The sequence below is a fragment of the Obesumbacterium proteus genome (assembly GCF_001586165.1).
Classification (GTDB): Bacteria; Pseudomonadota; Gammaproteobacteria; order Enterobacterales; family Enterobacteriaceae; genus Hafnia; species Hafnia protea.
The window spans coordinates 505,235-529,028 of the sequence record NZ_CP014608.1 but is presented as its reverse complement, the minus strand read 5'-3'; the positions used below and the strand labels follow the sequence as shown (position 1 = coordinate 529,028).

General features: G+C 48.4%; 22 protein-coding genes. 6 read left to right on the top strand and 16 right to left on the bottom strand.

The annotated features are described in order from the left end of the window. Positions 1-41: 41 nt before the first annotated feature. The 14 genes from glmU to asnC all read right to left on the bottom strand — a co-directional run bounded on the left by glmU (position 42) and on the right by asnC (position 13,286). A complete protein-coding gene (glmU, locus tag DSM2777_RS02585) occupies positions 42-1,409 on the bottom strand; it encodes a bifunctional UDP-N-acetylglucosamine diphosphorylase/glucosamine-1-phosphate N-acetyltransferase GlmU (RefSeq protein ID WP_061553087.1) in 1,368 nt (455 codons plus the stop codon). Positions 1,410-1,680: 271 nt separating this feature from the next. Further along, on the bottom strand, positions 1,681-2,100 hold the full coding sequence (locus DSM2777_RS02580) for a F0F1 ATP synthase subunit epsilon (RefSeq protein ID WP_004093913.1): 420 nt from the start codon (positions 2,098-2,100) through the stop codon (positions 1,681-1,683). A 20-nt stretch (positions 2,101-2,120) separates the two neighbouring features. After that, complete coding sequence (gene atpD, locus DSM2777_RS02575; RefSeq protein ID WP_025797384.1) at positions 2,121-3,503, bottom strand: F0F1 ATP synthase subunit beta; 1,383 nt, start codon at positions 3,501-3,503, stop codon at positions 2,121-2,123. A gap of 33 nt (positions 3,504-3,536) precedes the next feature. Further along, on the bottom strand, positions 3,537-4,400 hold the full coding sequence (atpG, locus tag DSM2777_RS02570; protein ID WP_025797385.1) for a F0F1 ATP synthase subunit gamma: 864 nt from the start codon (positions 4,398-4,400) through the stop codon (positions 3,537-3,539). Between the two features lie 69 nt (positions 4,401-4,469). Beyond that, the gene (atpA, locus tag DSM2777_RS02565; protein ID WP_025797387.1) at positions 4,470-6,011 is read right to left on the bottom strand and encodes a F0F1 ATP synthase subunit alpha; all 1,542 of its coding nucleotides are present in this window, start codon (positions 6,009-6,011) and stop codon (positions 4,470-4,472) included. A gap of 12 nt (positions 6,012-6,023) precedes the next feature. Further along, complete coding sequence (gene atpH / locus DSM2777_RS02560) at positions 6,024-6,557, bottom strand: F0F1 ATP synthase subunit delta (protein WP_025797389.1); 534 nt, start codon at positions 6,555-6,557, stop codon at positions 6,024-6,026. A gap of 14 nt (positions 6,558-6,571) precedes the next feature. Next, the gene (atpF, locus tag DSM2777_RS02555; protein ID WP_004093905.1) at positions 6,572-7,042 is read right to left on the bottom strand and encodes a F0F1 ATP synthase subunit B; all 471 of its coding nucleotides are present in this window, start codon (positions 7,040-7,042) and stop codon (positions 6,572-6,574) included. Positions 7,043-7,107: 65 nt separating this feature from the next. Next, the gene (gene atpE, locus DSM2777_RS02550; RefSeq protein ID WP_004093904.1) at positions 7,108-7,347 is read right to left on the bottom strand and encodes a F0F1 ATP synthase subunit C; all 240 of its coding nucleotides are present in this window, start codon (positions 7,345-7,347) and stop codon (positions 7,108-7,110) included. 50 nt (positions 7,348-7,397) lie between these two features. Beyond that, complete coding sequence (atpB, locus tag DSM2777_RS02545; protein ID WP_046459649.1) at positions 7,398-8,177, bottom strand: F0F1 ATP synthase subunit A; 780 nt, start codon at positions 8,175-8,177, stop codon at positions 7,398-7,400. Between the two features lie 67 nt (positions 8,178-8,244). Beyond that, positions 8,245-8,625 (bottom strand): F0F1 ATP synthase subunit I, encoded by a 381-nt coding sequence (gene atpI, locus DSM2777_RS02540; protein ID WP_025797404.1) that lies wholly within the window; start codon positions 8,623-8,625, stop codon positions 8,245-8,247. Positions 8,626-9,265: 640 nt separating this feature from the next. Continuing rightward, positions 9,266-9,886: a 16S rRNA (guanine(527)-N(7))-methyltransferase RsmG gene (gene rsmG / locus DSM2777_RS02535; RefSeq protein WP_061553086.1), complete on the bottom strand. Its 621-nt coding sequence runs from the start codon at positions 9,884-9,886 to the stop codon at positions 9,266-9,268. 128 nt (positions 9,887-10,014) lie between these two features. Beyond that, entirely contained in the window at positions 10,015-11,904 is a 1,890-nt protein-coding gene (gene mnmG, locus DSM2777_RS02530; RefSeq protein WP_043489948.1) for a tRNA uridine-5-carboxymethylaminomethyl(34) synthesis enzyme MnmG, read from the bottom strand. Between the two features lie 386 nt (positions 11,905-12,290). After that, positions 12,291-12,734 carry an FMN-binding protein MioC gene (gene mioC / locus DSM2777_RS02525; RefSeq protein WP_046459646.1) on the bottom strand — a complete coding sequence of 148 codons (444 nt, stop codon included), beginning with the start codon at positions 12,732-12,734 and terminating at the stop codon, positions 12,291-12,293. Positions 12,735-12,824: 90 nt separating this feature from the next. Beyond that, on the bottom strand, positions 12,825-13,286 hold the full coding sequence (gene asnC / locus DSM2777_RS02520) for a transcriptional regulator AsnC (protein ID WP_004093884.1): 462 nt from the start codon (positions 13,284-13,286) through the stop codon (positions 12,825-12,827). Positions 13,287-13,440: 154 nt separating this feature from the next. Here asnC and asnA point away from each other — a divergent pair, with 154 nt between their 5' ends. Then, entirely contained in the window at positions 13,441-14,433 is a 993-nt protein-coding gene (gene asnA, locus DSM2777_RS02515) for an aspartate--ammonia ligase (RefSeq protein WP_061553085.1), read from the top strand. A 3-nt stretch (positions 14,434-14,436) separates the two neighbouring features. Here the strand turns inward: asnA and viaA are convergent, their stop codons facing one another. Continuing rightward, positions 14,437-15,891, bottom strand: a complete 1,455-nt coding sequence (gene viaA, locus DSM2777_RS02510) for an ATPase RavA stimulator ViaA (RefSeq protein ID WP_046459645.1) — start codon at positions 15,889-15,891, stop codon at positions 14,437-14,439. 1 nt (position 15,892) lies between these two features. After that, positions 15,893-17,401, bottom strand: a complete 1,509-nt coding sequence (gene ravA / locus DSM2777_RS02505) for an ATPase RavA (RefSeq protein ID WP_061553084.1) — start codon at positions 17,399-17,401, stop codon at positions 15,893-15,895. Between the two features lie 261 nt (positions 17,402-17,662). Between ravA and kup the strand changes: the two genes are divergently transcribed. The 5 genes from kup to rbsB all read left to right on the top strand — a co-directional run bounded on the left by kup (position 17,663) and on the right by rbsB (position 23,767). Further along, positions 17,663-19,531: a low affinity potassium transporter Kup gene (kup, locus tag DSM2777_RS02500; protein ID WP_061553083.1), complete on the top strand. Its 1,869-nt coding sequence runs from the start codon at positions 17,663-17,665 to the stop codon at positions 19,529-19,531. A 404-nt stretch (positions 19,532-19,935) separates the two neighbouring features. Next, a complete protein-coding gene (gene rbsD / locus DSM2777_RS02495) occupies positions 19,936-20,355 on the top strand; it encodes a D-ribose pyranase (protein WP_040045296.1) in 420 nt (139 codons plus the stop codon). A 7-nt stretch (positions 20,356-20,362) separates the two neighbouring features. Beyond that, positions 20,363-21,868, top strand: coding sequence for a ribose ABC transporter ATP-binding protein RbsA (rbsA, locus tag DSM2777_RS02490; RefSeq protein WP_061553082.1), 1,506 nt, complete (start codon positions 20,363-20,365; stop codon positions 21,866-21,868). Positions 21,869-21,874: 6 nt separating this feature from the next. Continuing rightward, complete coding sequence (gene rbsC, locus DSM2777_RS02485) at positions 21,875-22,855, top strand: ribose ABC transporter permease (protein ID WP_025797422.1); 981 nt, start codon at positions 21,875-21,877, stop codon at positions 22,853-22,855. Between the two features lie 24 nt (positions 22,856-22,879). Beyond that, positions 22,880-23,767 carry a ribose ABC transporter substrate-binding protein RbsB gene (gene rbsB, locus DSM2777_RS02480; protein WP_025797424.1) on the top strand — a complete coding sequence of 296 codons (888 nt, stop codon included), beginning with the start codon at positions 22,880-22,882 and terminating at the stop codon, positions 23,765-23,767. Positions 23,768-23,794 lie beyond the last annotated feature (27 nt).

The following is a 23,794-nucleotide window of genomic DNA, read 5'->3' as shown; positions in this document are numbered from 1 at the left end:
ATCAACCGTGTTTAACGGGGATAACCTATCTTATTTAGCAACTATTTCTTTACCGGACGTTTCCAGCCTTGGATATGTGTTTGCTTAACGCGACTTAAGACTAGCTCTTTTTCCGCCACGTTTTTCGTTACGGTTGTGCCCGCCGCAATCGTGACACCGTTGCCAATGGTGACTGGGGCCACCAGCTGAGTATCAGAACCCACAAACACATCGTCGCCGATAATCGTCTTGAATTTATTGGCGCCATCGTAGTTACAGGTGATCGTACCCGCACCAATGTTCACGTTGTCGCCAATCTCCGCATCGCCTAAATAGGAAAGGTGCCCAGCTTTAGAGCCTTTACCCAAGCGTGCTTTCTTAATTTCAACGAAGTTGCCGACATGTGCTTTCTCAGCTAAATCAGCGCCTGGACGCAAACGAGCGAATGGCCCAACGGTGCATTCCGTCGCTAAAGTAGAGTTCTCAATCACGGTATAAGGGCTAATTTCGCAATCATCACCGATAACGCAGTCTTTCAGCACACAGCCAGTACCGATGCGCACGCGATCGCCTAGCTTAACGGTACCTTCGATAATCACGTTAGTATCAATGGAGATATCACGGCCATGGATCAGTTCACCGCGCAGATCGAAACGAGCAGGATCAAGCAGCATCACGCCAGCTAACAACAATTTCTGCGCCTGTTCAGATTGATATTCACGCTCTAACGCTGACAGTTGCAGACGGTTATTAACGCCCTCAACCTCACTCAAACGGTCAGGATGAACAGCTTCAATACGGTGTCCTTCCTGATGCGCCAAGGCAATAATGTCAGTGATGTAATATTCACCCTGCGCATTATTGTTGTTAAGTTTGCCTAACCAACGTTTTAGATCGCGACCGCTGGCAACCAGAATGCCGGTGTTGATTTCATTGATTTTATGCTGCTCTGCCGTAGCATCTTTGTGTTCAACAATGCCCACAACGTTGTCGTTTTCACGCACGATTCGGCCATAGCCAGTAGGATCCGCAAGCTTAACGGTCAGCAAACCAATACCGCCTTGCGGCTTAGCGGCTAACAAGCGTTGCAGCGTTTCACCGGAAATAAGAGGCACATCGCCATACAGCATCAACACATCTTCATCATCAGAAAAATGTGGCGCCGCTTGTTGCATCGCATGCCCGGTACCCAGCTGTTCGGCCTGTAATACCCAGTTCAGCGGCTGGTCTGACAGTTTTTCTTTTAACAGATCCCCACCATGGCCATAAACCAGATGCACGTTCTGTGCGCCTAACTTTAAAGCCGTATCGATGACATGCTGAACCATTGGCTTTCCAGCCAGAGGATGAAGCACTTTAGGAAGATCGGAATACATACGAGTACCCTTGCCTGCGGCAAGAATAACAACGCTTAAAGAACTGTTAGACATAAGCAACCTGATTCATTCAAATTGATGGGCAAAGTAAACCTGTTTGGTAACAGAATTACTACATATTTCTCAGCACAAAACTTTCGCAAGCCGCGCTGGCTGCGGAATAGACACATAATAAATAACAGCGGGCAGAATGGGAAAATATGTCTGCGAACAGAGACAAATAATAGGTTAATTGCACAACGTTTAGGCGAGATTTGCTCTGGGGAAAGTCTTATTTTCAGAATAAAAAAAGCGGCCTTTCAGCCGCTTTTTATTTGGAGTCTGCTTACATCGCTTTCTTGGTCAATTCGATAACGCGAAGTTTCGCGATCGCTTTGGACAATTCCGCTGATGCCTGAGCATAGTCAACATCGCCGTGCGAGTTATTGATGTGTTCTTCCGCTTTACGCTTAGATTCCATCGCTCGCGCCTCGTCGAGGTCTTGACCACGAATGGCGGTATCTGCCAACACGGTTACCGAGCTCGGCTGTACCTCAAGGATACCGCCGGACAGGTAGATGAACTCTTCTTCACCATGCTGTTTAACAATACGCACCATGCCAGGCTTAATGGCAGTAAGCAGCGGGGCGTGACCAGGGAAAACCCCTAGCTCACCTTCACTACCTGTCACCTGGATTTTCTGTACCAGCCCAGAAAACATTTTCTGTTCTGCGCTGACAACGTCCAGATGGTAAGTCATAGCCATATCAACCTCCTCTCAAGGCGTTACAGTTTCTTGGCTTTTTCCACTGCTTCTTCAATGGTGCCAACCATGTAGAACGCCTGCTCTGGCAGATGATCGTAATCACCATCCAGAATGCCTTTGAAACCACGAATGGTATCTTTCAGCGAGACGAACTTGCCCGGAGAACCGGTAAAGACTTCAGCAACGAAGAATGGCTGTGACAGGAAACGTTGGATTTTACGCGCACGAGCAACGACCAGTTTGTCGTCTTCGGACAGTTCGTCCATACCCAGAATCGCGATGATATCTTTCAGTTCCTGATAACGTTGCAGAATAGACTGCACGCCACGTGCCACGTCGTAGTGTTCCTGACCCACAACCAGTGGATCCAGCTGACGGCTGGTGGAATCCAGCGGGTCAACGGCTGGGTAGATACCCAGAGAAGCGATCTGACGGCTCAGTACCACGGTTGCGTCCAAGTGAGCAAAGGTGGTTGCTGGTGATGGGTCAGTCAAGTCATCCGCAGGTACGTAAACGGCCTGAACAGAGGTGATTGAACCCGTTTTGGTAGAGGTGATACGTTCTTGCAGAACACCCATCTCTTCCGCCAGCGTTGGCTGATAACCTACCGCAGAAGGCATACGACCCAGCAGTGCAGATACTTCGGTACCGGCCAAGGTATAACGGTAGATGTTATCGATGAACAGCAGTACGTCACGACCTTCGTCACGGAACTTCTCAGCCATAGTCAGACCGGTCAGCGCAACGCGCAGACGGTTTCCTGGTGGCTCGTTCATCTGGCCATAAACCAGTGATACTTTGTCCAATACGTTGGAGTCGGTCATTTCGTGGTAGAAGTCGTTACCCTCACGAGTACGTTCACCCACGCCGGCAAATACAGAGTAACCTGAGTGCTCGATCGCGATGTTACGGATCAGCTCCATCATGTTTACTGTTTTACCAACACCCGCACCACCGAACAGACCGACTTTACCGCCCTTAGCGAACGGACAAATCAAGTCCATTACCTTGATACCGGTTTCCAGCAGTTCTTGCGAGTTAGACAGTTCTTCGTAGCTTGGAGCTTCACGGTGAATAGCCCAGCGATCTTCTTCGCCGATATCACCCTTCATATCAATTGGCTCACCCAGTACGTTCATAATGCGGCCTAAGGTCGCTTTACCTACTGGGACTTCAATCGGGTGCTCCAGGTCAACAACGTCCAGTCCGCGACGCAGACCGTCAGAAGTACCCATAGCGATACAGCGTACAACGCCGCCGCCTAGCTGCTGCTGAACTTCCAGTACCAGTTTAGTGGCACCGCCTTTCACCTCAAGTGCGTTATACACTTTAGGCACGGCATCTTGCGGGAACTCGACGTCCACCACAGCGCCGATAACCTGGATAATCTTTCCAGTAGCCATCTTGAATCCTCTACGTAATTCGTAAAACCTAGCTTAAACCGCGGAGGCTCCACCGACGATCTCGGTGAGCTCTTGGGTAATGCTGGCCTGACGAGCTTTGTTGTATACCAACTGCAGCTCTTTGATCAGGCTACCGCCGTTATCAGTTGCGGCTTTCATCGCAACCATTCGAGCGGCCTGCTCACTGGCCAGGTTTTCCACGACGCCCTGATAAACCTGAGACTCCACATAACGACGCAGCAAGGTATCCAGCAGCGCCTTAGGATCGGGTTCGTACAGGTAATCCCATGATTTCTTCTTCAACTCGCTATCATCAGACGGTGGCAGCGGCAACAGCTGAAGGATCTGAGGTTCTTGAGACATGGTATTGATGAACTTATTGCTCACCACATACAGTTTGTCCAGACGCCCTTCATCATAAGCCTGCAACATCACTTTTACCGGCCCAATCAATTCAGATAGGGAAGGGTGATCACCCATACCGGTTACCTGTGCAACGATATTACCGCCCACAGAACCAAAGAAAGATGCTGCTTTGGAACCAATCAGCGCGAGATCAACTTCAACGCTTTTTTCGTTCCAGCTTTTCATATCCGTCAGCAGTTTTTTGAACAGGTTAATGTTCAAGCCACCACACAGACCACGGTCGGTAGAAACCACCAGATACCCAACGCGCTTAACGTCGCGCTCTTCCAGGTACGGGTGTTTATATTCCAGATTACCAAGGGCAAGGTGACCAATCACTTTGCGCATGGTTTCTGCATAAGGACGGCTGGCCGCCATGCGATCCTGCGTTTTACGCATTTTGGAGGCGGCGACCATTTCCATCGCTTTAGTGATCTTTTGCGTGTTTTGGACGCTTGCGATCTTACTACGTATCTCTTTTGCGCCGGCCATCTCTGCTTCTCCTCAAGACCTTACGGCCCGACAGCATTCTTTAACGAAAACCATCAGGCCGTAACGGTATTACCAGGACTGGGTTGCCTTGAAGGTATCGAGGATGCCTTTCAGCTTGCCCTCGATCTCGTCATTGTAAGCACCAGTTTGGTTGATTTGTTGCATCAGGTCAGCGTGCTCACGTTCAACGTAAGCCATCAGAGCAGCTTCAAAGCTGCCGATCTTAGCCAGTTCAACGTCTTCCAGATAGCCACGTTCAGCTGCAAACAGAACCAGAGACTGTTCTGCAACCGACATCGGTGCATACTGTTTCTGTTTCAGTAACTCGGTCACTTTCTGACCGTGGTTCAGCTGTTTACGGGTTGCATCATCCAGATCGGATGCGAACTGAGAGAACGCAGCCAGTTCACGATACTGTGCCAGCGCGGTACGAATACCACCGGACAGTTTTTTCATGATCTTGGTCTGAGCAGCACCACCAACACGGGATACAGAGATACCCGGGTTTACCGCAGGACGAATACCGGCGTTAAACAGGTTAGATTCTAAGAAGATCTGACCATCGGTAATCGAAATTACGTTGGTCGGAACGAACGCAGAAACGTCACCCGCTTGAGTTTCAATGATCGGCAGAGCCGTCAGTGAACCGGTAGCGCCTTTTACTTCACCCTTAGTGAAAGCTTCAACGTAATCGGCGTTAACACGCGCAGCACGTTCCAGCAAACGGGAGTGGAGATAGAAGACGTCGCCTGGGAATGCTTCACGACCTGGTGGACGACGAAGCAGCAGGGAAATCTGACGGTAAGCAACCGCTTGTTTAGACAGGTCATCATAAATGATAAGCGAGTCTTCACCACGGTCACGGAAGTATTCGCCCATCGCACAACCGGCATACGGAGCCAGGTATTGCAGCGCAGCAGACTCAGAAGCAGATGCAACAACAACAATGGTGTTAGCCAATGCGCCGTGCTCTTCCAGTTTGCGAACCACGTTTGCGATAGTCGAAGCTTTCTGACCGATAGCGACATAAATACATTTGATGCCGGAATCACGCTGGTTAATGATGGCGTCAACGGCCAGAGCGGTTTTACCGGTCTGACGGTCACCGATCACCAGTTCACGCTGACCACGACCGATTGGGATCATGGCATCAACGGACTTATAACCAGTCTGTACAGGCTGATCAACGGATTGACGTTCGATAACGCCCGGTGCGATAGCTTCAACGGCAGAGAAGCCGTCGTTGTCTACAGGACCTTTACCATCGATAGGTTCACCCAAGGTGTTAACCACGCGACCCAACAGGCCACGACCAACCGGTACTTCCAGAATACGGCCAGTACACTTAACTTTCATGCCTTCGGCTAAGTCAGCGTATGGACCCATAACTACCGCACCAACAGAGTCGCGCTCTAGGTTCAGTGCGATAGCGTAGCGGTTGCCTGGCAGCGCGATCATCTCGCCCTGCATAACATCCGCCAGACCATGAACACGGATAATACCGTCGCTCACGGACACAATAGTACCTTCGTTGTGAGCTTCGCTCACCACATTGAACTGAGCAATGCGCTGCTTGATCAGTTCGCTGATTTCGGTGGAATTCAGTTGCATGCTCCAGTCCCCTTAAGACTGCAAGACGTCTGCCAAGCGTTCCAGACGACTGCGAATACTGCCGTCGATCACTAGGTCGCCAGCGCGAATAACCACGCCAGCCATGACAGACTTATCAATTTTGCAATTCAGCTTCACTTTACGTGACAGACGTTTTTCCATCGCGGCACTGATTTTATTCAGCTGCTCATCGCTTAAAGTTGCTGCTGAAGTAACTTCCACGTCAACCGTGGCCTCCAGCGCATCGCGCAGCGTATTAAATTGCTGCAACACCTCAGGAAGAACTAATAAACGTCCGTTCTCAGCCATCACTTTAATAAAGTTCTGGCCGGATTCATCGAGCTGATCACCACACAATTCAATGAACAGGTTTGATAATGTTTCCGGTGCTAATGCACCAGAAAGCATTTCAGCCACGTTCTCGTTGCGGGTCACCTCAGCGCAGAACGCTAGCATTTGCTGCCAACGATCTACGTTCTGGTGCTCAACGGCAAAGTCAAAAGCTGCTTTGGCGTAGGGGCGAGCTACCGTGATAAATTCAGACATCAGCCCCTCCCTCCTTACAGTTCAGCGACCAGTTTATCAACGATGTCGCTGTTAGCAGCTTCATCCACGGAACGTTCGATAATTTTCTCGGCACCAGCAATAGCCAACGTAGCAACTTGCTTACGCAGCTCTTCACGAGCGCGTTTACGTTCTGCGTCGATTTCAGCCTGCGCCTGCGCCACGATTTTGTTACGTTCCTGCTCAGCTTCTACTTTAGCTTCGTCGATGATTTGAGCTTTGCGTTTGTTCGCTTGTTCAATAATCACCTGAGCGTCGGCTTTAGCTTTTTTCAGCTGGTCGGTCGCATTGGCTTGAGCTAAGTCCAAATCTTTCTTCGCACGTTCTGCACTTGAGAGGCCGTCAGCAATTTCTTTTTGACGCTTCTCGATGGCATCCATAATTGGAGGCCATACATACTTCATGCAGAACCATACGAACAAAATGAACGCGATGGCCTGGCCGAGGATTGTTGCGTTAAGATTCACAGCACAATGCCTCTTAAATAGTTAATTGGTATGTGTTTCTTTACGGTAGAAGAGCCAAGGCTCTTTTACGCGACAGCAAACATGACGTACAGACCCAGACCAACAGCGATCATCGGGATAGCATCCACCAGACCCATAACGATAAAGAACTGTGTACGCAGCAGAGGAATCAGGTCAGGTTGGCGTGCAGCGCCTTCCAGGAATTTACCACCCAGGATGCCGATACCGATCGCAGCACCGATTGCCGCTAAACCCATCATCACAGCGGCAGCCATGTACAGCAGATCCATACTCAGGTTTTCCATGACAGTCTCCAGTTTCTTTCAGTTTAAACGCAGTAGTGTTATTAAAAATATCAGTGCTCTTCAGACGCCATCGAGAGATAGACGATCGTCAGAACCATGAAGATAAAGGCTTGCAGCGTAATAATCAGGATGTGGAAAATAGCCCATGGAACATTGAGCACCCACTGTGACCACCACGGCAACAGACCGGCAATCAGGATGAAAATCAGCTCGCCGGCATACATGTTACCGAACAGTCGCAAACCCAGTGAAACTGGCTTAGACAACAGGCTGACGCCTTCCAGAATAAGGTTGATTGGAATAAATACAGGATGATTGAACGGCTGCATGGTCAGTTCTTTAACGAACCCACCGACGCCTTTCATCTTAATGCTGTAGAACAGAATCAGGATAAATACGCCCAGCGCCATCGACAACGTAATGTTTACGTCAGCCGTTGGAACAACACGTAGCGCTGGTAAACCAAGGATATGCTCGCCAATGTAAGGCAAGAAATCGATTGGCAGCAAGTCCATCAGGTTCATCAGGAAAACCCAAACAAACACGGTCAGAGCCAGAGGGGCAATAACCTTGCTTTTACCGTGATACATGTCGCGCACGCTGCTATCGACGAAGCCGACAACCAGTTCAACCGCACACTGTAATTTACCCGGAACACCGCTAGTCGCGTTTTTAGCCACTTTGCGGAAGATAACCAAGAAGAGTAGGCCGAGGACAACGGAGAAAAACATTGAGTCAATGTTGATCGACCAGAATCCCGTCCCGATCTGAAGCTGTGTCAGATGGTGACCGATATACTCTTGTGGCGTAGAGATTTCTCCTGCAGACATGATGCCTCTTACCCTTTAAGTAGTTAAGTACGGTAACTGTTTTAATTTAAGGCCGTTTTACAACAGGTCAGCTATTACGACCTATTATTGCTGGTGCCACGATCTGAACAACCAACACAGCGATATAAGTCAGGCCAAGCGGGAATAACGCCGCCTTAAACCACCCCAGTGACACGATCATAAGAACAATCGTGCTGACGACCTTTAACGCCTCACCAATAGCAAAAGACCATGCAACTCGGCCTCCTGCTGGAGTATGAGCTTGATGACGCAAAGCAAACAGCATGAAAACGACGCTAGGCAACCACGCTGACAAGCCACCGAGAACGGCTGAAAAACCCCAGCTTATCTCTTTAGCTGAAAAGCCGATGCCGAACAGAACAAAAGTCAGTAACTGCAGAGCCAGTAATTTTCGCGCTGCCTTGCCGCTATAAAGCGTTACAGACATGACGTTTGCTCTCTCCGTACCCCTCTAGGGGTATGCTGATTGAGTGACGTAATAAAACTTCCTTTACGAAGCCGAGTCAAGCTAGAAAAACGAGCAAATTATACGGTGCATACCAACAAATTCAATGGATAAGTAGCGAAAAAGTGAATAATAAATTAAATACTTTCACCTTTTCACGACAATCACTAAGAATTGTCAGAATACCATATCTCATTGCTTTGTCCGACAATTCCACCGTTACAATATATGAGCGATCACAGATCACAAAAGTAAAAACAGAGAAGTCTTATATACCATGTGGTCTTTGCTCTGTTTTAACTAAATGAGCGCTTTAATTTATTTAAAATCATAAAGTTAAAAATTAAAACTTTAGGCTTCATTTCACAAACCAGAAATAAACATATTATTGACAAACCAGACATCTTTAATTGTTTATTTCTACCTTTAATCCAACTAGAAATAGCGCATTTAATTAATTCGTTTGCTAAACAGACCGTGCAAACGATAAGAGCATCGTCGTTTAATAGCGCTATTTGTGAAATAAAAGTAAAAAAAAGAAACCTATCAAGCTAATGGTTTAGCTATTCAATGATTAGTTCTCAACCGTAACTTTTTTAACTTTTTTTGACAAAAGACAAAATTAGTTTGCCTTAAGAATAACCAAATGCCTTTCACCATCAAGAGTAGGCACATGTAACCGTTCAACAGATACCAGCTCAATCCCCGAAGGTAACTGCGCCAGTTCGTCATCAGGACGAACCCCTTTCAACGCATAAAAGCGGCCAGTTTCTGCCTTTGGCAAATGGTGACACCAAGAAATCATATCCTGAAGTGAGGCAAATGCACGGCTAATGACGCCATCAAACGGTGGCTCTGCGGGGAATTCTTCAACTCGGCTTTGTACCGGCTCGATATTAGTCAGCTTCAGCTCATGCTGCACCTGACGTAGAAAACGCACGCGTTTACCCAAGCTATCAAGAAGTGTGAAATGAGACTCAGGACGGACGATAGCCAGCGGGATCCCTGGAAGCCCAGGACCAGTCCCAACATCAATAAAGCGGTCGCCTTTCAGGAAAGGGTTAACCACGATGCTGTCGAGAATATGGCGTACTAACATCTCTTTAGGATCGCGGACAGAAGTCAGGTTATAAGCCTTATTCCACTTATCCAACAAACCAACATACCCTAATAGCTGTTGTTTTTGCTGATCGGTTAGCGAAATTCCAGCTTTAGCTAGCAGAGTATCGAGTTGTTTTTGCACTGAAGAATCCTCGGTCAAACATGGGCATCAGCCTTAAAAGGCCCAGCCCAGTATGATGCAGTTAAATCGGAACAGAGTGAAGCATAGCAATAAAAAAACCGCACTGTTTGGTGCGGTTTTAGACAGATTTAAGCGCTACGTCGCAGTAGGCCCTGCTTTTTCAGCCAAATCAGCAAAATTGAGATGGCAGCAGGCGTTATTCCAGAAATACGTGATGCCTGACCAATTGAGCTTGGCTTGTGATCGTTAAGCTTCGCAATGACTTCATTCGACAGCCCAGAAACCAGCGAATAATCCAAATCAGCGGGTAGCAGCGTATTTTCGTTTCGCAGGTGTTTTTCAATCTCTTCCTGCTGACGAGCAATATAGCCTTCGTATTTCACTTGGATCTCGACCTGCTCAGACGCTTTTTCGTCTTCCAAGCCTGGCGCAAACTGAGCAAGCTTTGTCAGTTTGGCATAATCGATCTCAGGGCGACGCAGCAGATCTTCACCATTCGCTTCACGGGAAAGAGGCGCTTTTAGGATTTCATTCAACGGAGCAACATGCTCAGAGTTTGGATGAACCCAAATGTCACGCAGGCGCTGACGTTCGCGCTCAATATTTTCAAGCTTCTGGTTGAAGTGCGCCCAACGCACATCATCAACTAAGCCAAGTTCGCGACCGATAGCGGTTAAACGTAAATCGGCGTTGTCTTCACGCAGCATCAAGCGATATTCCGCACGAGAAGTAAACATGCGATACGGTTCTTTGGTACCCAAAGTACACAGGTCGTCCACCAGCACACCAAGATAGGCCTGATCGCGACGCGGTGACCAGCCTTCATCTTCGTTAGCAAAGCGTCCCGCATTCAGACCCGCCAATAGCCCCTGAGCGGCAGCCTCTTCATAACCGGTTGTACCGTTGATCTGCCCAGCGAAGAACAAACCTTGGATATGTTTGCTTTCCAGCGTTGGTTTCAAATCACGTGGATCGAAGAAATCATACTCAATGGCATAGCCAGGACGAACAATTCGCGCGTTTTCCATGCCTTCCATTGAACGAACGATTTGCATCTGAACGTCAAATGGCAAACTGGTTGAGATGCCGTTTGGATAAATTTCGTTGCTGGTTAGCCCTTCAGGCTCAAGGAAGATCTGATGAGCATTACGATCGGCAAAGCGCATCACTTTGTCTTCGATCGATGGGCAATACCGTGGTCCGATCCCTTCGATGATCCCCGCATACATCGGGCTACGATCCAAATTATTACGGATCACGTCATGAGTTCGTTCGTTGGTATGCGTGATGTAGCACGGCATTTGTTCTGGGTGCTGAGAAGCATTACCCATAAACGAGAATACCGGAGATGGATTATCACCATACTGTGGAGCTAATACGCTGAAATCGATAGTTCTGGCATCAATACGCGGTGGTGTACCCGTTTTTAAACGGTTAACGCGCAGTGGCAATTCGCGCAGACGACGAGACAGCGCGATCGCAGGAGGATCGCCAGCACGACCACCGCTGTAATTTTCCAGACCAATATGGATCTTGCCATCGAGGAAAGTTCCAACGGTCAATACAACGGCTTTGGCGCGGAATTTCAGACCCATTTGGGTTACAGCACCAACAACACGATCGTTCTCGACAATCAGATCTTCAACCGCTTGCTGGAAGATCATCAGATTGGGTTGGTTTTCCAACGCGGTGCGTACTGCTTGGCGATACAGAACACGGTCAGCCTGAGCGCGAGTGGCTCTAACGGCTGGGCCTTTGCTGCTGTTTAGTATCCTAAACTGAATGCCGCCGTGGTCAATTGCGGTTGCCATTAAGCCGCCTAACGCATCGACTTCTTTAACCAGATGTCCCTTTCCGATACCACCGATCGCCGGGTTACAAGACATTTGTCCAAGCGTATCAATGTTATGCGTTAATAATAAAGTTTGTCGCCCCATTCTAGCGGACGCCATTGCAGCTTCTGTGCCTGCATGGCCACCACCGATAATGATGACGTCAAAGATATCTGGATAGAACATGGTACTGCACCTCGCGAAGACCGGAAGGCTATGAACGATCGTTTTTGCCTTGGGGTGGGGATTCTACTCAAGTTTAGAGGAAGGTCAAACGGGTAGGAGAATCACTAAGTATTAAAAAGATCTTTTTATTTAAGGATCTCTTTATTAGATCTTACTACTAGGATCGCGATCCTCTGTGGATAAGCCTAATTTCGATATTAAGATCAATATCCTATCAAGGATCATTGGTTGTGGATGATCGGTGATCCCATTCCGTATAAGCTGGGATCTAAATGGCACTTTATACACAGGCTGAAAAACGTACTCCGGTTGTTCTTGGGATAACTACCGGTTATCAGACCCTTTTAAGCCTACTTATCCACATACCGATCGCACAATTTGTACGCTTAATTGATAACTTTGACCCATTTCGTGAGCCAAATCTCAGCGGGATCCTCTGGAATGTCGTGTTTGGTAATGTCGATCTCCAGCATATCGCCGATCCGTTGGGCACCAAACGCGATCAAAATACGATCGACAGTTTTGATCCCTCCACAGAAGGTATCGTATTCACTGCTACCTAGACCAATCGCGCCAAAACGAACCTGAGTAAGATCCGGCTGCTGAGTTTCAATCTGTTCGAATAAAGGTTGGAGGTTATCGGGAAGCTCACCGGCACCATGCGTTGATGTCACCACCAGCCAAATACCTTGCAAGGGAACTTCATCGAGTTCTGGGCCATGCAGTATCTCTGTGGAATAGCCCTGCTCTTCCAGCTTTTCAGCCAGATGCTCAGCAACATATTCGGCGCTACCTAAGGTACTGCCACTGATGAGAGTAATATCAGCCATAATGATCCCAACCTTTATAAAGGCGGCTATTGTACGCCGGGAAAGGGCTGGGATCTACCTGTGGATAATGTGGGTATGAAAGAAAATAACTTAGGGCGTAATATCGCGCATGATGGGATTCTGCAAGGAGATCAGCGTTTCGGTAGATTGGATCTCGTCAATGGTCTGGATCTTGTTGATAAGTACGTGCTGGAGCGCATCAATTGATCGTGTCATGACTTTAATAAAGATGCTGTAGTGCCCCGTGGTGTAATAAGCTTCAACCACTTCTTCTAAACTCTCCAGCCGTGCTAATGCCGATGGATAGTCTTTGGCACTTTTCAAAATGATGCCTATAAAGCAGCAAACATCATAACCCAGCTTCTTTGGACTCACCTGTATACAGGCTCCGGTAATAATTCCCGCCTGCTTCATTTTCTCTACGCGAACATGAATGGTGCCCGGACTCACGTTGAATACTTTGGCTAATTCAGCGTATGGCGTGCGTGCATTTTCCATTAAAGCGTTAAGAATGCCGCGATCGAGATTATCGATCTGGTAAATTTCTGCCAATTTATCACCTCTTTTTTAGCGATTAGTTATTTTTAACGGGTTAAAAATGATGGAATAAAACCTAAAAGGCAATATTTATTGTTGGATATTGAATCTTGGTGCCATTCTGTTGCTTAATCTGTTTTAACAAAGACAGGTTAATGTGAGAACGGCAATGAAAAAACAATTTATACAAAAACAACAACAAATCAGCTTCGTGAAATCTTCCTTCTCTCGCCAGCTGGAAAAACAGCTTGGTTTAATTGAAGTTCAAGCGCCTATTCTGAGCCGCTTAGGTGATGGCACTCAGGATAACCTGTCTGGCAGCGAAAAAGCGGTACAGGTAAAAGTGAAGACGTTGCCGCAAGATACTTTTGAGGTTGTGCACTCTTTGGCTAAGTGGAAACGCAAAACCTTGGGTATGCATGACTTTGGCCCAGGTGAAGGCTTATACACTCACATGAAAGCGCTGCGCCCAGATGAAGACCGTCTGACGCCAATTCACTCGGTTTTCGTTGACCAGTGGGATTGGGAACGCGTTATGGGCGATGGCCAGCGTACTCCTGAGTTCTTAAAAGAAACCGTCCGTAAGATTTACGCCGCAATGAAGGCGACTGAAGCGGAAGTTGCCGCTGAATTTGGTATCGAACCTTCTTTGCCAGAAGAGATCCACTTTATCCACAGTGAAACGCTGCTGCGCCGTTTCCCTGATCTGGATGCAAAAGGCCGTGAACGTGCCATTGCGAAAGAATTAGGAGCGGTATTCTTGATTGGTATCGGCGGAAAGCTTTCGCACGGTAAAGCGCACGATGTTCGCGCTCCAGACTATGATGACTGGACGTCGATTGGTGAAGAAGGATTTGCGGGTTTGAACGGTGATATCGTGGTGTGGAACCCTGTGTTAGAAGATGCGTTCGAGCTTTCTTCTATGGGCATCCGTGTTGACGCGGAGACGCTGAAGCGCCAGCTGGCACTGACCGACGACGAAGAGCGTATGAAGCTAGAATGGCATCAGTCGCTGGTTCGCGGTGAAATGCCACAGACTATCGGCGGCGGTATTGGCCAGTCTCGCTTGGTGATGCTGATGCTTAAACAGCAGCACATCGGTCAGGTACAGTGCGGTGTTTGGTCGCCAGAAGTTCGCGACCAAATTGACTCACTTCTCTAAGCATTAACGTTTCCAGCGCCTTAATAGGCGCCCTTTGATCCCGGTGTTAAAGCGCCAGATATGATCAAAGATCTTCATAATGCCGGGTTTTCCGTGCTCAGACATAGCCACTGCGTGAAAACAGTGGCTATTGTTTTGTTGCAGCTGGCGAACCTGTTTCACCATATCCTCTGGCAGTCGTTGCGCGATAAAATCAGAGATCACTACGGCATCAGCCTGCTTCCACGCCGATTGTTTCATCATCGCCACGGTGTACGATAAACATTGGGCTAAATCAGTGCCGCCACGAAAGCGCTGTGATAAAAATCGAATGGCCTGATCGATGCCTGAGTCTGCGGTAAGTTCATACTGCACCACGCTGCTGGAAAACAGCATGATGTAGCAACGACGATTGTCGGCAAGCGCCACCCGCAGCAGCGCCAAACAGAAGGCTTTGGCACACTGTTCGTTAAACCCACCCATTGAACCCGATGTATCCACGCAGACGATAAAAGGACCGCGCGGTTGTTGATGGGTTTTTTGATAGGTGATCGGGCGCTGAAATTCTTGTTCACGCCAAACGTCGCCTTGCAGGCGATAGCTGAGTAGGCGTTTCTCCAGCAATCGACGATAGAACTCAAATTCCAGCTCTTCCATTCCTAACATCGAGAGTTCTGTCGGTAGAAGACGCAAAATATCGTCGCTTTGGTGAATTCCGCTGACTTCTTCGGGCATGATGGCGGGCTCACGTACCATAACGCGAGCCACTTCTTGCTCGGTGCTTTGCTTATCTTCAGCGGTTGATGCGCGGCTGCGACCGAGCTGCTCTGCCAGTTTTTTCAATTCAGGCTGCTGAGCTAAGAAATCGCCGTATTGCACCATAAGCTGATAATCGCCGTGGTGTAACTCTCCCTTGCTTAAGTCCCAAAGCTTGCCGGCCGCGTTTTCGTTATCGACTAACACCGGTTCCAGCGCCCCGCTGATTTGCATACGCTGTTGCAACTCAGCTTGTAACAGTTCTCGCTCTTCATCTAAGACCTGATGATGAAGCGTTAGGGTTCGGGCGATCAGGCTTAATCGCCAACGTTGCAAGAATAGCGTTTGAAAGCTAATGCTGCGCGGCGTGGCACCATCGGGGCAAAGTGATTCAGCCTCATAGATAAAAGGCGATTCATGCTGACGTAATATGGCCAGTGTTTCAGAGAGTTGCTGAAAGAAATCAGTGCTCTGAAGCCCTAACTGATGCTGATAAAGCGTGAACTCATGTGCGAGATCCTCCGGTACGGAGGTTTCTTTGATCCTCCTTTCCAGCCGATTGCGCCAGCTTGGGATCTCGCCTTCAAGGATCGAACGTAAGCGTGGGAATTTCTCAAAGAAAACCGCCAGCTGTGGGGCAGCCATCAAACCAATGAGAAAATCCTGCATCAGTTCGTTTTCATTCACGACCAAAAAGGCTTCAACTGCTTCAAGAGTTGGCATTTTACCCGCCTTTCAGTGTCGCTTTCAGCGTGCGTAGCTTTTCATCAATGCCTGCCAGACTCGCTTCAATCTGGGCAAGCCAATCGCTGCTTACGAATAGGCAAGGCTGGTGAGAGGCAAAAAGGCGTCGCTGTTCGCTCAGCGTATTTTCGATCTGTTGGATTTTCTCCTGAATATCGGCAGGAATATCCCCATTCTTTTTACCCGGCAACGAAAGCATGGTGGTTTGATAGCTAACATCTCGTATTTGTAGTTGGTGCTTATCGTCGAGGGTGATATCAATCGGCAAAGCAAAACCGATGCCGTTAAGCTTGGCGCGGAATTCTCCGCCTTTTTGCAACCAGCGCGAGAGATCGCCAGAGTCGGTGACGATATGGGTCACCTGCATATCATGAATTTTTAACGGCTTGAACAGCATTAAGGTGACTTTACCGACGGGGAAATCATCCGGCAGAGAGTGCGCCTGTTTACGGTTAAACAGACCCGTTTTCACCGGTAGCGTCATGGCCTGTTGCTGGCTTTGTTCTTGTTGAGACTGAAGCCAGCTCGCTTCCGTTTGCTGTAGCTGTAGCAGCAGGCTTTGTTGTTGATAAGCCTGATCGGTCAACATTTGTTGAATCTGCTGATTAAGCATCTGGCGAGAGGCGAAATCATGCCATAGACAGTCTTTCAGCAAAATCAGGTCAAGCGGGGCCAGTTCGGTGCGGCCGCTAAAGAAAGCACAGGCTTGCAGAAGACGCAGCGCCTTTTTCCAACGACGGTCAGAAATGTAGGGGGCATCGTCTAAGATATTGATTCGTTGGCGCAGCTGATAGATGAGCTCAAAGCAGTGGGTCGAGAGCGCTACTTTGCCGATCTGTGGCTGCCAGGCATGAAACTCTTCGTCTGAAATGCTCAATGCCTCAGGGACTGGGTTTGCGTTCTCATCTTGGTTGCTGGTGATTAAGGCACGGAAGTTCTGCTTCTCTTGCACCTTATCTAGCCATAAACGAATGAGCATACGGTCATAGAGCGCTTCTAAGCTGCTGTCTGACTCTGGTAACTCATTCGATGCAGTGACTAACAGGCGCATTGGAATGGCTTCTTCGCTGTCCCCATTTCTAAAACGGCGCTCGTTAATGGCAGTCAGAAGCGTATTCAGGATAGCGGGGCCCGCTTTCCAAATTTCATCCAAGAAAACAATTTCAGCTTCGGGCAAATAACCATGAGTTAAGCGCAGGTAACGCCCTTCGTCTTTCAGCGCCTGAATGGATAAAGGGCCGAAGACCTCTTCTGGGGTGGAGAAGCGGGTCATAAGATATTCAAAGGCGCGCGCATGACGAAATGCAAATTTTAAACGGCGAGCAATAAGGCTTTTTGCAATCCCTGGGGGGCCGAGTAAAAATACGCTTTCACCGCATAGGGCGGCCAGTAAACAGAGCCGAATGGCTTCTTGTCGTTCGTAAAGTCCGTTTTCCAAAGCATGGCTTAGTCGCGAAATACGTTCGGCCAATTGGCTAGATTGCGTCATAATAGTCCCATTCATAACAAGGATTGTTTTGTTTTATCGACTTCTTGGAGCGTTGACCAGCTTTATTTCATAGCTTAGCTTGTTGATTTTTTTAATGCTTTCTAAGCTTGTTATACGCCGGTTTTCACAGGCTCAGTCATATTTCCTTTAATCTAAATAGTAGGAAATTGTGCTGATTTATGCATACTGTGCGTTTTTTATGAGCGCTCGGTCTGTCAGTACGCGCATCGCTTATAGATGTTCCAGCAAAAGAAACAAGTTATGAGTTCAGAGCATAAACGTTCATTAACGACAGTTACACTGGCCGCCATCGGCGTAGTGTATGGCGATATAGGTACAAGTCCTTTATATACCTTACGCGAGTGTTTTTCTGGTCACTACGGTTTTAATGTTGAACCAGAAATTGTATTTGGTTTTCTCTCACTGATTTTCTGGATGCAGATCCTTATTGTATCCCTTAAATACCTGACTTTCGTCATGCGTGCAGATAACGCGGGTGAAGGTGGGATATTAACCCTGATGTCATTAGCTGGGCGTAATACTGCACCTAAGGTGACGGCGGTTTTAGTGATCTTGGGGTTAATAGGCGGCAGCTTCTTCTATGGGGAAGTGGTGATTACGCCTGCAATTTCAGTGATGTCAGCGATAGAAGGCCTTGAGATAGCGGCGCCGTCGCTTGATCCGTACATTGTCCCTCTCTCTATGCTGGTTCTTACCATTCTGTTTTTCATTCAAAAGCATGGTACGGGAAGTATTGGTAAACTGTTTGCGCCGGTGATGGTGTTGTGGTTCCTGACGCTGGCCATTCTTGGTGCGCGCAGCATCATGGACAATCCTGCGGTGCTGACGGCATTAAATCCCAAATGGGCGATTGGGTTCTTCGTTGAACATCGTTCCATGGCGTTCTTTGCGCTGGGGGCGGTCGTATTGTCTATTACCGGCGTTGAAGCGCTGTATGCCGACATGGGGCACTTCGGTAAGAAACCGATTCGTTTGGCATGGTTCTTCTTTGTCATCCCATCGCTAATCCTGAACTATTTTGGGCAAGGCGCATTACTGCTGAAAAACCCTGAAGCGATCAAAAACCCGTTCTTCTTATTAGCACCTGATTGGGCACTAATCCCGCTTCTTGTTTTGGCGACCTTTGCGACCGTTATTGCCTCGCAGGCCGTTATCTCAGGCGTATTCTCCTTAACCCGCCAAGCTGTTCGCTTGGGTTATCTGCCGCCTATGCGAATTATTCATACGTCAGATATGGAAGCAGGGCAGATATACATCCCTGCTATTAACTGGGCGTTGTATATCTCCGTGGTGATTGTGATTGCCAGCTTTGAGCACTCCAGTAATCTGGCCGCGGCCTACGGTATCGCAGTAACAGGCACCATGGTATTAACCAGTATTCTCAGCTGTACCGTGGCGGTGAAAAACTGGCACTGGAACCGCTTCGTGGTGATGATCCTGATTGCTGGGTTGCTATGCATGGACATCCCGCTATTTACCGCCAATGCCCTGAAGTTCTTCTCCGGTGGTTGGCTGCCGCTTGCTCTTGGTTTGGTGATGTTTATCATCATGACAACATGGAAAAGCGAGCGTTTCCGTCTGCTACGTCGTTTGCATGAACACGGTAATTCTCTGGAAGCGATGATTGCATCGTTAGAGAAATCTCCACCGGTACGCGTGCAGGGAACGGCTGTGTATATGTCGCGTGCGATGAACGTTATTCCTTTCGCGTTGCTGCATAACCTGAAGCATAACAAGGTGCTGCATGAGCGAGTGATCTTACTGACGCTTCGCACGGAAGATGCGCCTTATGTTCACAACGTTCGTCGTGTCACCATTGAGCAACTGTCCCCGACTTTCTGGCGCGTTGTCGCGAGCTATGGCTTTAAAGAAACGCCAAACGTGGAAGAAATTTTCCACCGTTGCGGATTAGAAGGCCTGCCTTGCCGGATGATGGAAACATCGTTCTTCATGTCACACGAATCGCTGATTCTAGGCAAACGTCCTTGGTATCTGAAAGCGCGTGGCAAACTGTTTATGGCATTAAGTCGAAATGCGCTACAGGCTGCTGACCAATTTGAGATCCCGCCAAACCGCGTGATTGAGCTTGGAACACAGGTGGAAATTTAGGTCGATTGGTGAAATGTCTTTGAATAAAATCGTAGACAGAGCAGCGGCAACAGGACGTTGCCGCTAGGGGAGGAGGCGCCAAGGAATGGCGCATGCCGACCCGGCGCGAAAATGCCATCTCGGATAAAGAGCGCGGGTTAAGGGGGAACGCTCTGGTTCCCCCTTATCGGACGCCTACTTTAGAAGCTTCATAGAGATGCTAAGATTGTAGGCGTTCGAAATATCTACGAATCTCAGCATATTTATTCTTTGTCCTTTCTTATACAAATTATCAAAATCCGCTGAAACGCTTCTGCTATCGAAACGTTTCGATAGCGATCACAAATCTCAACTTTATTAGTTGCCAGCCATTCATTAGCACCTAGAATTCTTGCAAGCGAAACGTTTCGCTGATGGAGCAGAAAATGAAAAAAGGCACCTTACTCAATTCCGAGATTTCTTATCTCATCTCTCGTTTAGGTCATACCGACGCCATTGTGGTGGGTGATGCAGGGCTTCCGATCCCTGATTCAACTCAACGCATCGATTTGGCGTTAACCCACGGTGTTCCTAGTTTTCTTCAGGTTGTGGGGGTGATTACACAAGAAATGCAGGTTGAAAAAGCGGTTATTGCGCAAGAGATGCCGGGCAAAAATGCCGAAATCCATCAGCAGTTATTAGCTAATTTGAAACAACTAGAACAACACCAGGGAAATACCATCACCGTGGAGTATGTCAGCCATGAGCAATTTAAAGTGCTGAGCTCCACCAGTAAGGCGGTGATCCGCAGCGGAGAGTGTTCTCCGTATGCGAATGTGCTGCTTTATTCTGGCGTAACCTTCTGAGGCCGCTATGCAACCGTTATTAGCCTTAAAAGGCATTGATAAAAGCTTTCCCGGCGTTAAAGCCCTATCTGGTGCTGCGCTAAATGTTTATCCCGGACGTGTCATGGCGTTAGTGGGGGAAAATGGCGCGGGTAAGTCCACCATGATGAAGGTTCTCACCGGTATCTATGAAAAAGATGCGGGCACCCAAAACTTCCTCGGGAAAGAAGTCACGTTTAACGGCCCTAAATCCTCTCAGGAAGCGGGTATCGGCATCATCCATCAAGAACTGAACCTGATCCCACAGCTCACTATTGCCGAGAATATTTTCTTGGGGCGTGAGTTTGTGAATCGCTTGGGCTGTATTGATTGGAAGAAAATGTATGCCGAAGCGGACAAGCTGCTGGCTCGCCTCAATATCAGCTACAGCAGCCATCGGCTGGTGGGTGATTTATCGATTGGCGATCAGCAAATGGTCGAAATTGCCAAGGTGCTGAGCTTTGAATCTAAGGTCATCATCATGGATGAACCTACCGATGCGCTGACAGACACCGAAACCGAGTCTCTGTTTAAAGTGATTCGGGAGCTGAAGGCAGAAGGCCGTGGCATCGTTTATATCTCCCATCGTCTAAAAGAAATCTTTGAAATTTGCGATGACGTTACGATTTTTCGTGACGGTCAGTTCATTGCTGAACGCCCGGTTAGTGAGCTGCAAGAAGATTCACTGATTGAGATGATGGTTGGTCGCAAATTGGAAGAACAGTATCCGCGTTTGAATCAGCCACGTGGTGAATTACGCTTGCAGGTAAAAGGCCTGTATGGGCCTGGCGTTGAAAACGTCAGTTTCGATCTGTATCGCGGCGAGATCCTTGGTGTTTCTGGCTTGATGGGTGCAGGGCGTACCGAATTAATGAAAATCCTGTACGGTGCATTACCGCGCAAACAGGGTTTTGTCACGCTTGATGGGCGTGAGGTGGTCACACACTCACCGCAGGATGGTTTGGCAAACGGCATTGTTTATATTTCTGAAGACCGTAAACGTGATGGCTTAGTGCTGGGAATGTCGGTGAAAGAGAACATGTCTCTTACCGCATTACGCTATTTCAGCCGAGCGAATGGTTCTCTAAAGCATGCTGAAGAGCAGGAAGCCGTTAGCGATTTTATGCGTCTGTTTAATGTGAAAACGCCGTCGATGGATCAGCCCATTGGTTTGCTCTCCGGTGGTAATCAGCAAAAAGTGGCGATTGCTCGAGGGCTGATGACGCGTCCAAAAGTACTGATTCTTGATGAGCCAACGCGTGGCGTCGATGTCGGTGCTAAAAAAGAGATTTACCAACTCATTAACCAGTTCAAACAAGAAGGGCTAAGCATCATTTTAGTGTCCTCTGAAATGCCAGAAGTACTTGGTATGAGTGATCGGATTTTGGTGATGCATGATGGCCATCTCAGTGGGGAATTCCCAATTGAACAGGCAACCCAAGAAGTGCTGATGGCAGCCGCCGTTGGCAAGCAATACGGCGTGAAGCAGGAGTAATCGCAGATGAACACCCAGACAACCCAGAAGCAAGGTGGGTTTAGTAAAGATCAGTTAAAAACATTATTGCTGGAGCAAAAGTCGCTGATCGCCCTGCTGGTGCTGATTGCGGTTGTATCCTCAATGAGCCCAAATTTCTTTACGCTCAATAACCTCTTCAACATTTTGCAGCAAACATCGGTCAACGCCATTATGGCGGTGGGGATGACGCTGGTGATCCTAACGTCGGGCATTGATTTATCCGTCGGATCGTTGCTAGCGATCACCGGTGCCGTTGCCGCTTCTATTGTTGGGCTTGAAGTTAACGCTTTTGTTGCCGTATTTGCTGCCCTAGCTCTTGGCGCCGCTATAGGTGGATGCACGGGGGTTATTGTCGCCAAAGGCAAAGTGCAGGCCTTTATTGCAACGTTAGTCATGATGTTGCTGCTACGCGGTGTGACCATGGTCTATACCAACGGTAGCCCGATAAATACGGGCTTCTCGGATGCGGCAGATCTGTTCGGTTGGTTCGGTATTGGTCGCCCTCTAGGGATCCCAACCCCAATCTGGCTGATGGTGATTGTGTTTGCTCTGGCATGGTACATGCTGCATCACACGCGCCTTGGCCGCTATATCTATGCGTTGGGTGGCAATGAGTCGGCAACCCGCCTGTCAGGTATTAGCGTTGACCGTGTAAAAATTATTGTTTATTCGCTGTGTGGTTTGCTCTCTGCTTTGGCCGGTGTTATCGAGGTTGCTCGTCTTTCCTCAGCACAGCCAACGGCGGGTACAGGCTATGAGTTGGATGCTATTGCCGCCGTTGTACTGGGAGGAACCAGTTTGGCGGGTGGTAAAGGCCGCATTATGGGGACATTGATCGGCGCATTGATCTTAGGTTTCCTGAATAATGGTCTGAACTTACTGGGTGTTTCGTCTTACTACCAAATGATCGTTAAAGCAGTGGTTATTTTGCTGGCGGTTCTGGTAGACAACAAAAGCAACAAATAATCTCCCCTACAGGAAACGACGATAATGAATATGAAAAAACTGGCAACACTGATCTCCGCTGCGGCTTTAAGTGCCACTCTGAGCGCAAATGCGATGGCGCAAGACACTATCGCGCTGGTGGTCTCCACGCTTAATAACCCGTTCTTTGTTTCCATGAAAGACGGTGCGCAGAAAGAAGCCGATAAATTAGGCTACAAGCTGGTAATTTTGGATTCTCAGAATAACCCGGCGAAAGAGCTGGCTAACGTGCAGGACTTAACTGTACGTGGCACCAAACTGATGCTGATTAACCCAACCGACTCTGATGCGGTTGGTAATGCGATTCTGATGGCTAATCAGGCCAAAATTCCGGTTATTACTTTGGACCGTGCGGCGAATAAAGGCGTTGTAGTAAGCCATATCGCTTCTGATAACGCTGCGGGTGGTAAGGCCGCGGGTGAGTTTATCGCCAAGAAATTAGGCGATAATGCCAAAGTTATTCAGTTAGAAGGTATTGCGGGAACGTCTGCCGCGCGTGAACGTGGTGAAGGTTTCAAGCAAGCGCAGGAAGAACACAAATTCAATATGCTGGCCAGCCAGCCTGCTGACTTTGACCGTACCAAAGGTCTGAACGTTATGCAGAACCTGCTAACGGCACACCCACAGGTACAAGCCGTGTTTGCACAGAACGATGAAATGGCTTTAGGCGCACTGCGTGCGCTGCAAACCGCAGGTAAAGCTGATGTGCTGGTGGTTGGTTTTGACGGCACCGCCGACGGCGTGAAAGCGGTTCAGCGTGGCAAACTGGGTGCAACTGTAGCTCAACAGCCTGAGCAAATTGGCGTGATTGGCGTAGAAACAGCAGATAAAGTATTGAAAGGCGAAAAAGTGCCAGCCAATATTCCTGTTGAGCTGAAACTGGTTACCGAGTAATCCAGTGACCAAGTAATACAATAGCGC

What these genes read in the sequence shown, in the direction of transcription:
- kup (WP_061553083.1), top strand. Translation starts at nt 17,663, where the DNA reads ATGAGTTCAGAGCATAAACGTTCATTAACGACAGTTACACTGGCCGCC.
- rbsD (WP_040045296.1), top strand. Translation starts at nt 19,936, where the DNA reads ATGAAAAAAGGCACCTTACTCAATTCCGAGATTTCTTATCTCATCTCT.
- viaA (WP_046459645.1), bottom strand. Translation starts at nt 15,891, where the DNA reads ATGCCAACTCTTGAAGCAGTTGAAGCCTTTTTGGTCGTGAATGAAAAC.
- mnmG (WP_043489948.1), bottom strand. Translation starts at nt 11,904, where the DNA reads ATGTTCTATCCAGATATCTTTGACGTCATCATTATCGGTGGTGGCCAT.
- rbsC (WP_025797422.1), top strand. Translation starts at nt 21,875, where the DNA reads ATGAACACCCAGACAACCCAGAAGCAAGGTGGGTTTAGTAAAGATCAG.
- asnA (WP_061553085.1), top strand. Translation starts at nt 13,441, where the DNA reads ATGAAAAAACAATTTATACAAAAACAACAACAAATCAGCTTCGTGAAA.
- mioC (WP_046459646.1), bottom strand. Translation starts at nt 12,734, where the DNA reads ATGGCTGATATTACTCTCATCAGTGGCAGTACCTTAGGTAGCGCCGAA.
- rbsB (WP_025797424.1), top strand. Translation starts at nt 22,880, where the DNA reads ATGAATATGAAAAAACTGGCAACACTGATCTCCGCTGCGGCTTTAAGT.
- ravA (WP_061553084.1), bottom strand. Translation starts at nt 17,401, where the DNA reads ATGACGCAATCTAGCCAATTGGCCGAACGTATTTCGCGACTAAGCCAT.
- rbsA (WP_061553082.1), top strand. Translation starts at nt 20,363, where the DNA reads ATGCAACCGTTATTAGCCTTAAAAGGCATTGATAAAAGCTTTCCCGGC.
- atpB (WP_046459649.1), bottom strand. Translation starts at nt 8,177, where the DNA reads ATGTCTGCAGGAGAAATCTCTACGCCACAAGAGTATATCGGTCACCAT.
- atpH (WP_025797389.1), bottom strand. Translation starts at nt 6,557, where the DNA reads ATGTCTGAATTTATCACGGTAGCTCGCCCCTACGCCAAAGCAGCTTTT.
- atpE (WP_004093904.1), bottom strand. Translation starts at nt 7,347, where the DNA reads ATGGAAAACCTGAGTATGGATCTGCTGTACATGGCTGCCGCTGTGATG.
- DSM2777_RS02580 (WP_004093913.1), bottom strand. Translation starts at nt 2,100, where the DNA reads ATGGCTATGACTTACCATCTGGACGTTGTCAGCGCAGAACAGAAAATG.
- glmU (WP_061553087.1), bottom strand. Translation starts at nt 1,409, where the DNA reads ATGTCTAACAGTTCTTTAAGCGTTGTTATTCTTGCCGCAGGCAAGGGT.
- atpI (WP_025797404.1), bottom strand. Translation starts at nt 8,625, where the DNA reads ATGTCTGTAACGCTTTATAGCGGCAAGGCAGCGCGAAAATTACTGGCT.
- atpG (WP_025797385.1), bottom strand. Translation starts at nt 4,400, where the DNA reads ATGGCCGGCGCAAAAGAGATACGTAGTAAGATCGCAAGCGTCCAAAAC.
- atpD (WP_025797384.1), bottom strand. Translation starts at nt 3,503, where the DNA reads ATGGCTACTGGAAAGATTATCCAGGTTATCGGCGCTGTGGTGGACGTC.
- atpA (WP_025797387.1), bottom strand. Translation starts at nt 6,011, where the DNA reads ATGCAACTGAATTCCACCGAAATCAGCGAACTGATCAAGCAGCGCATT.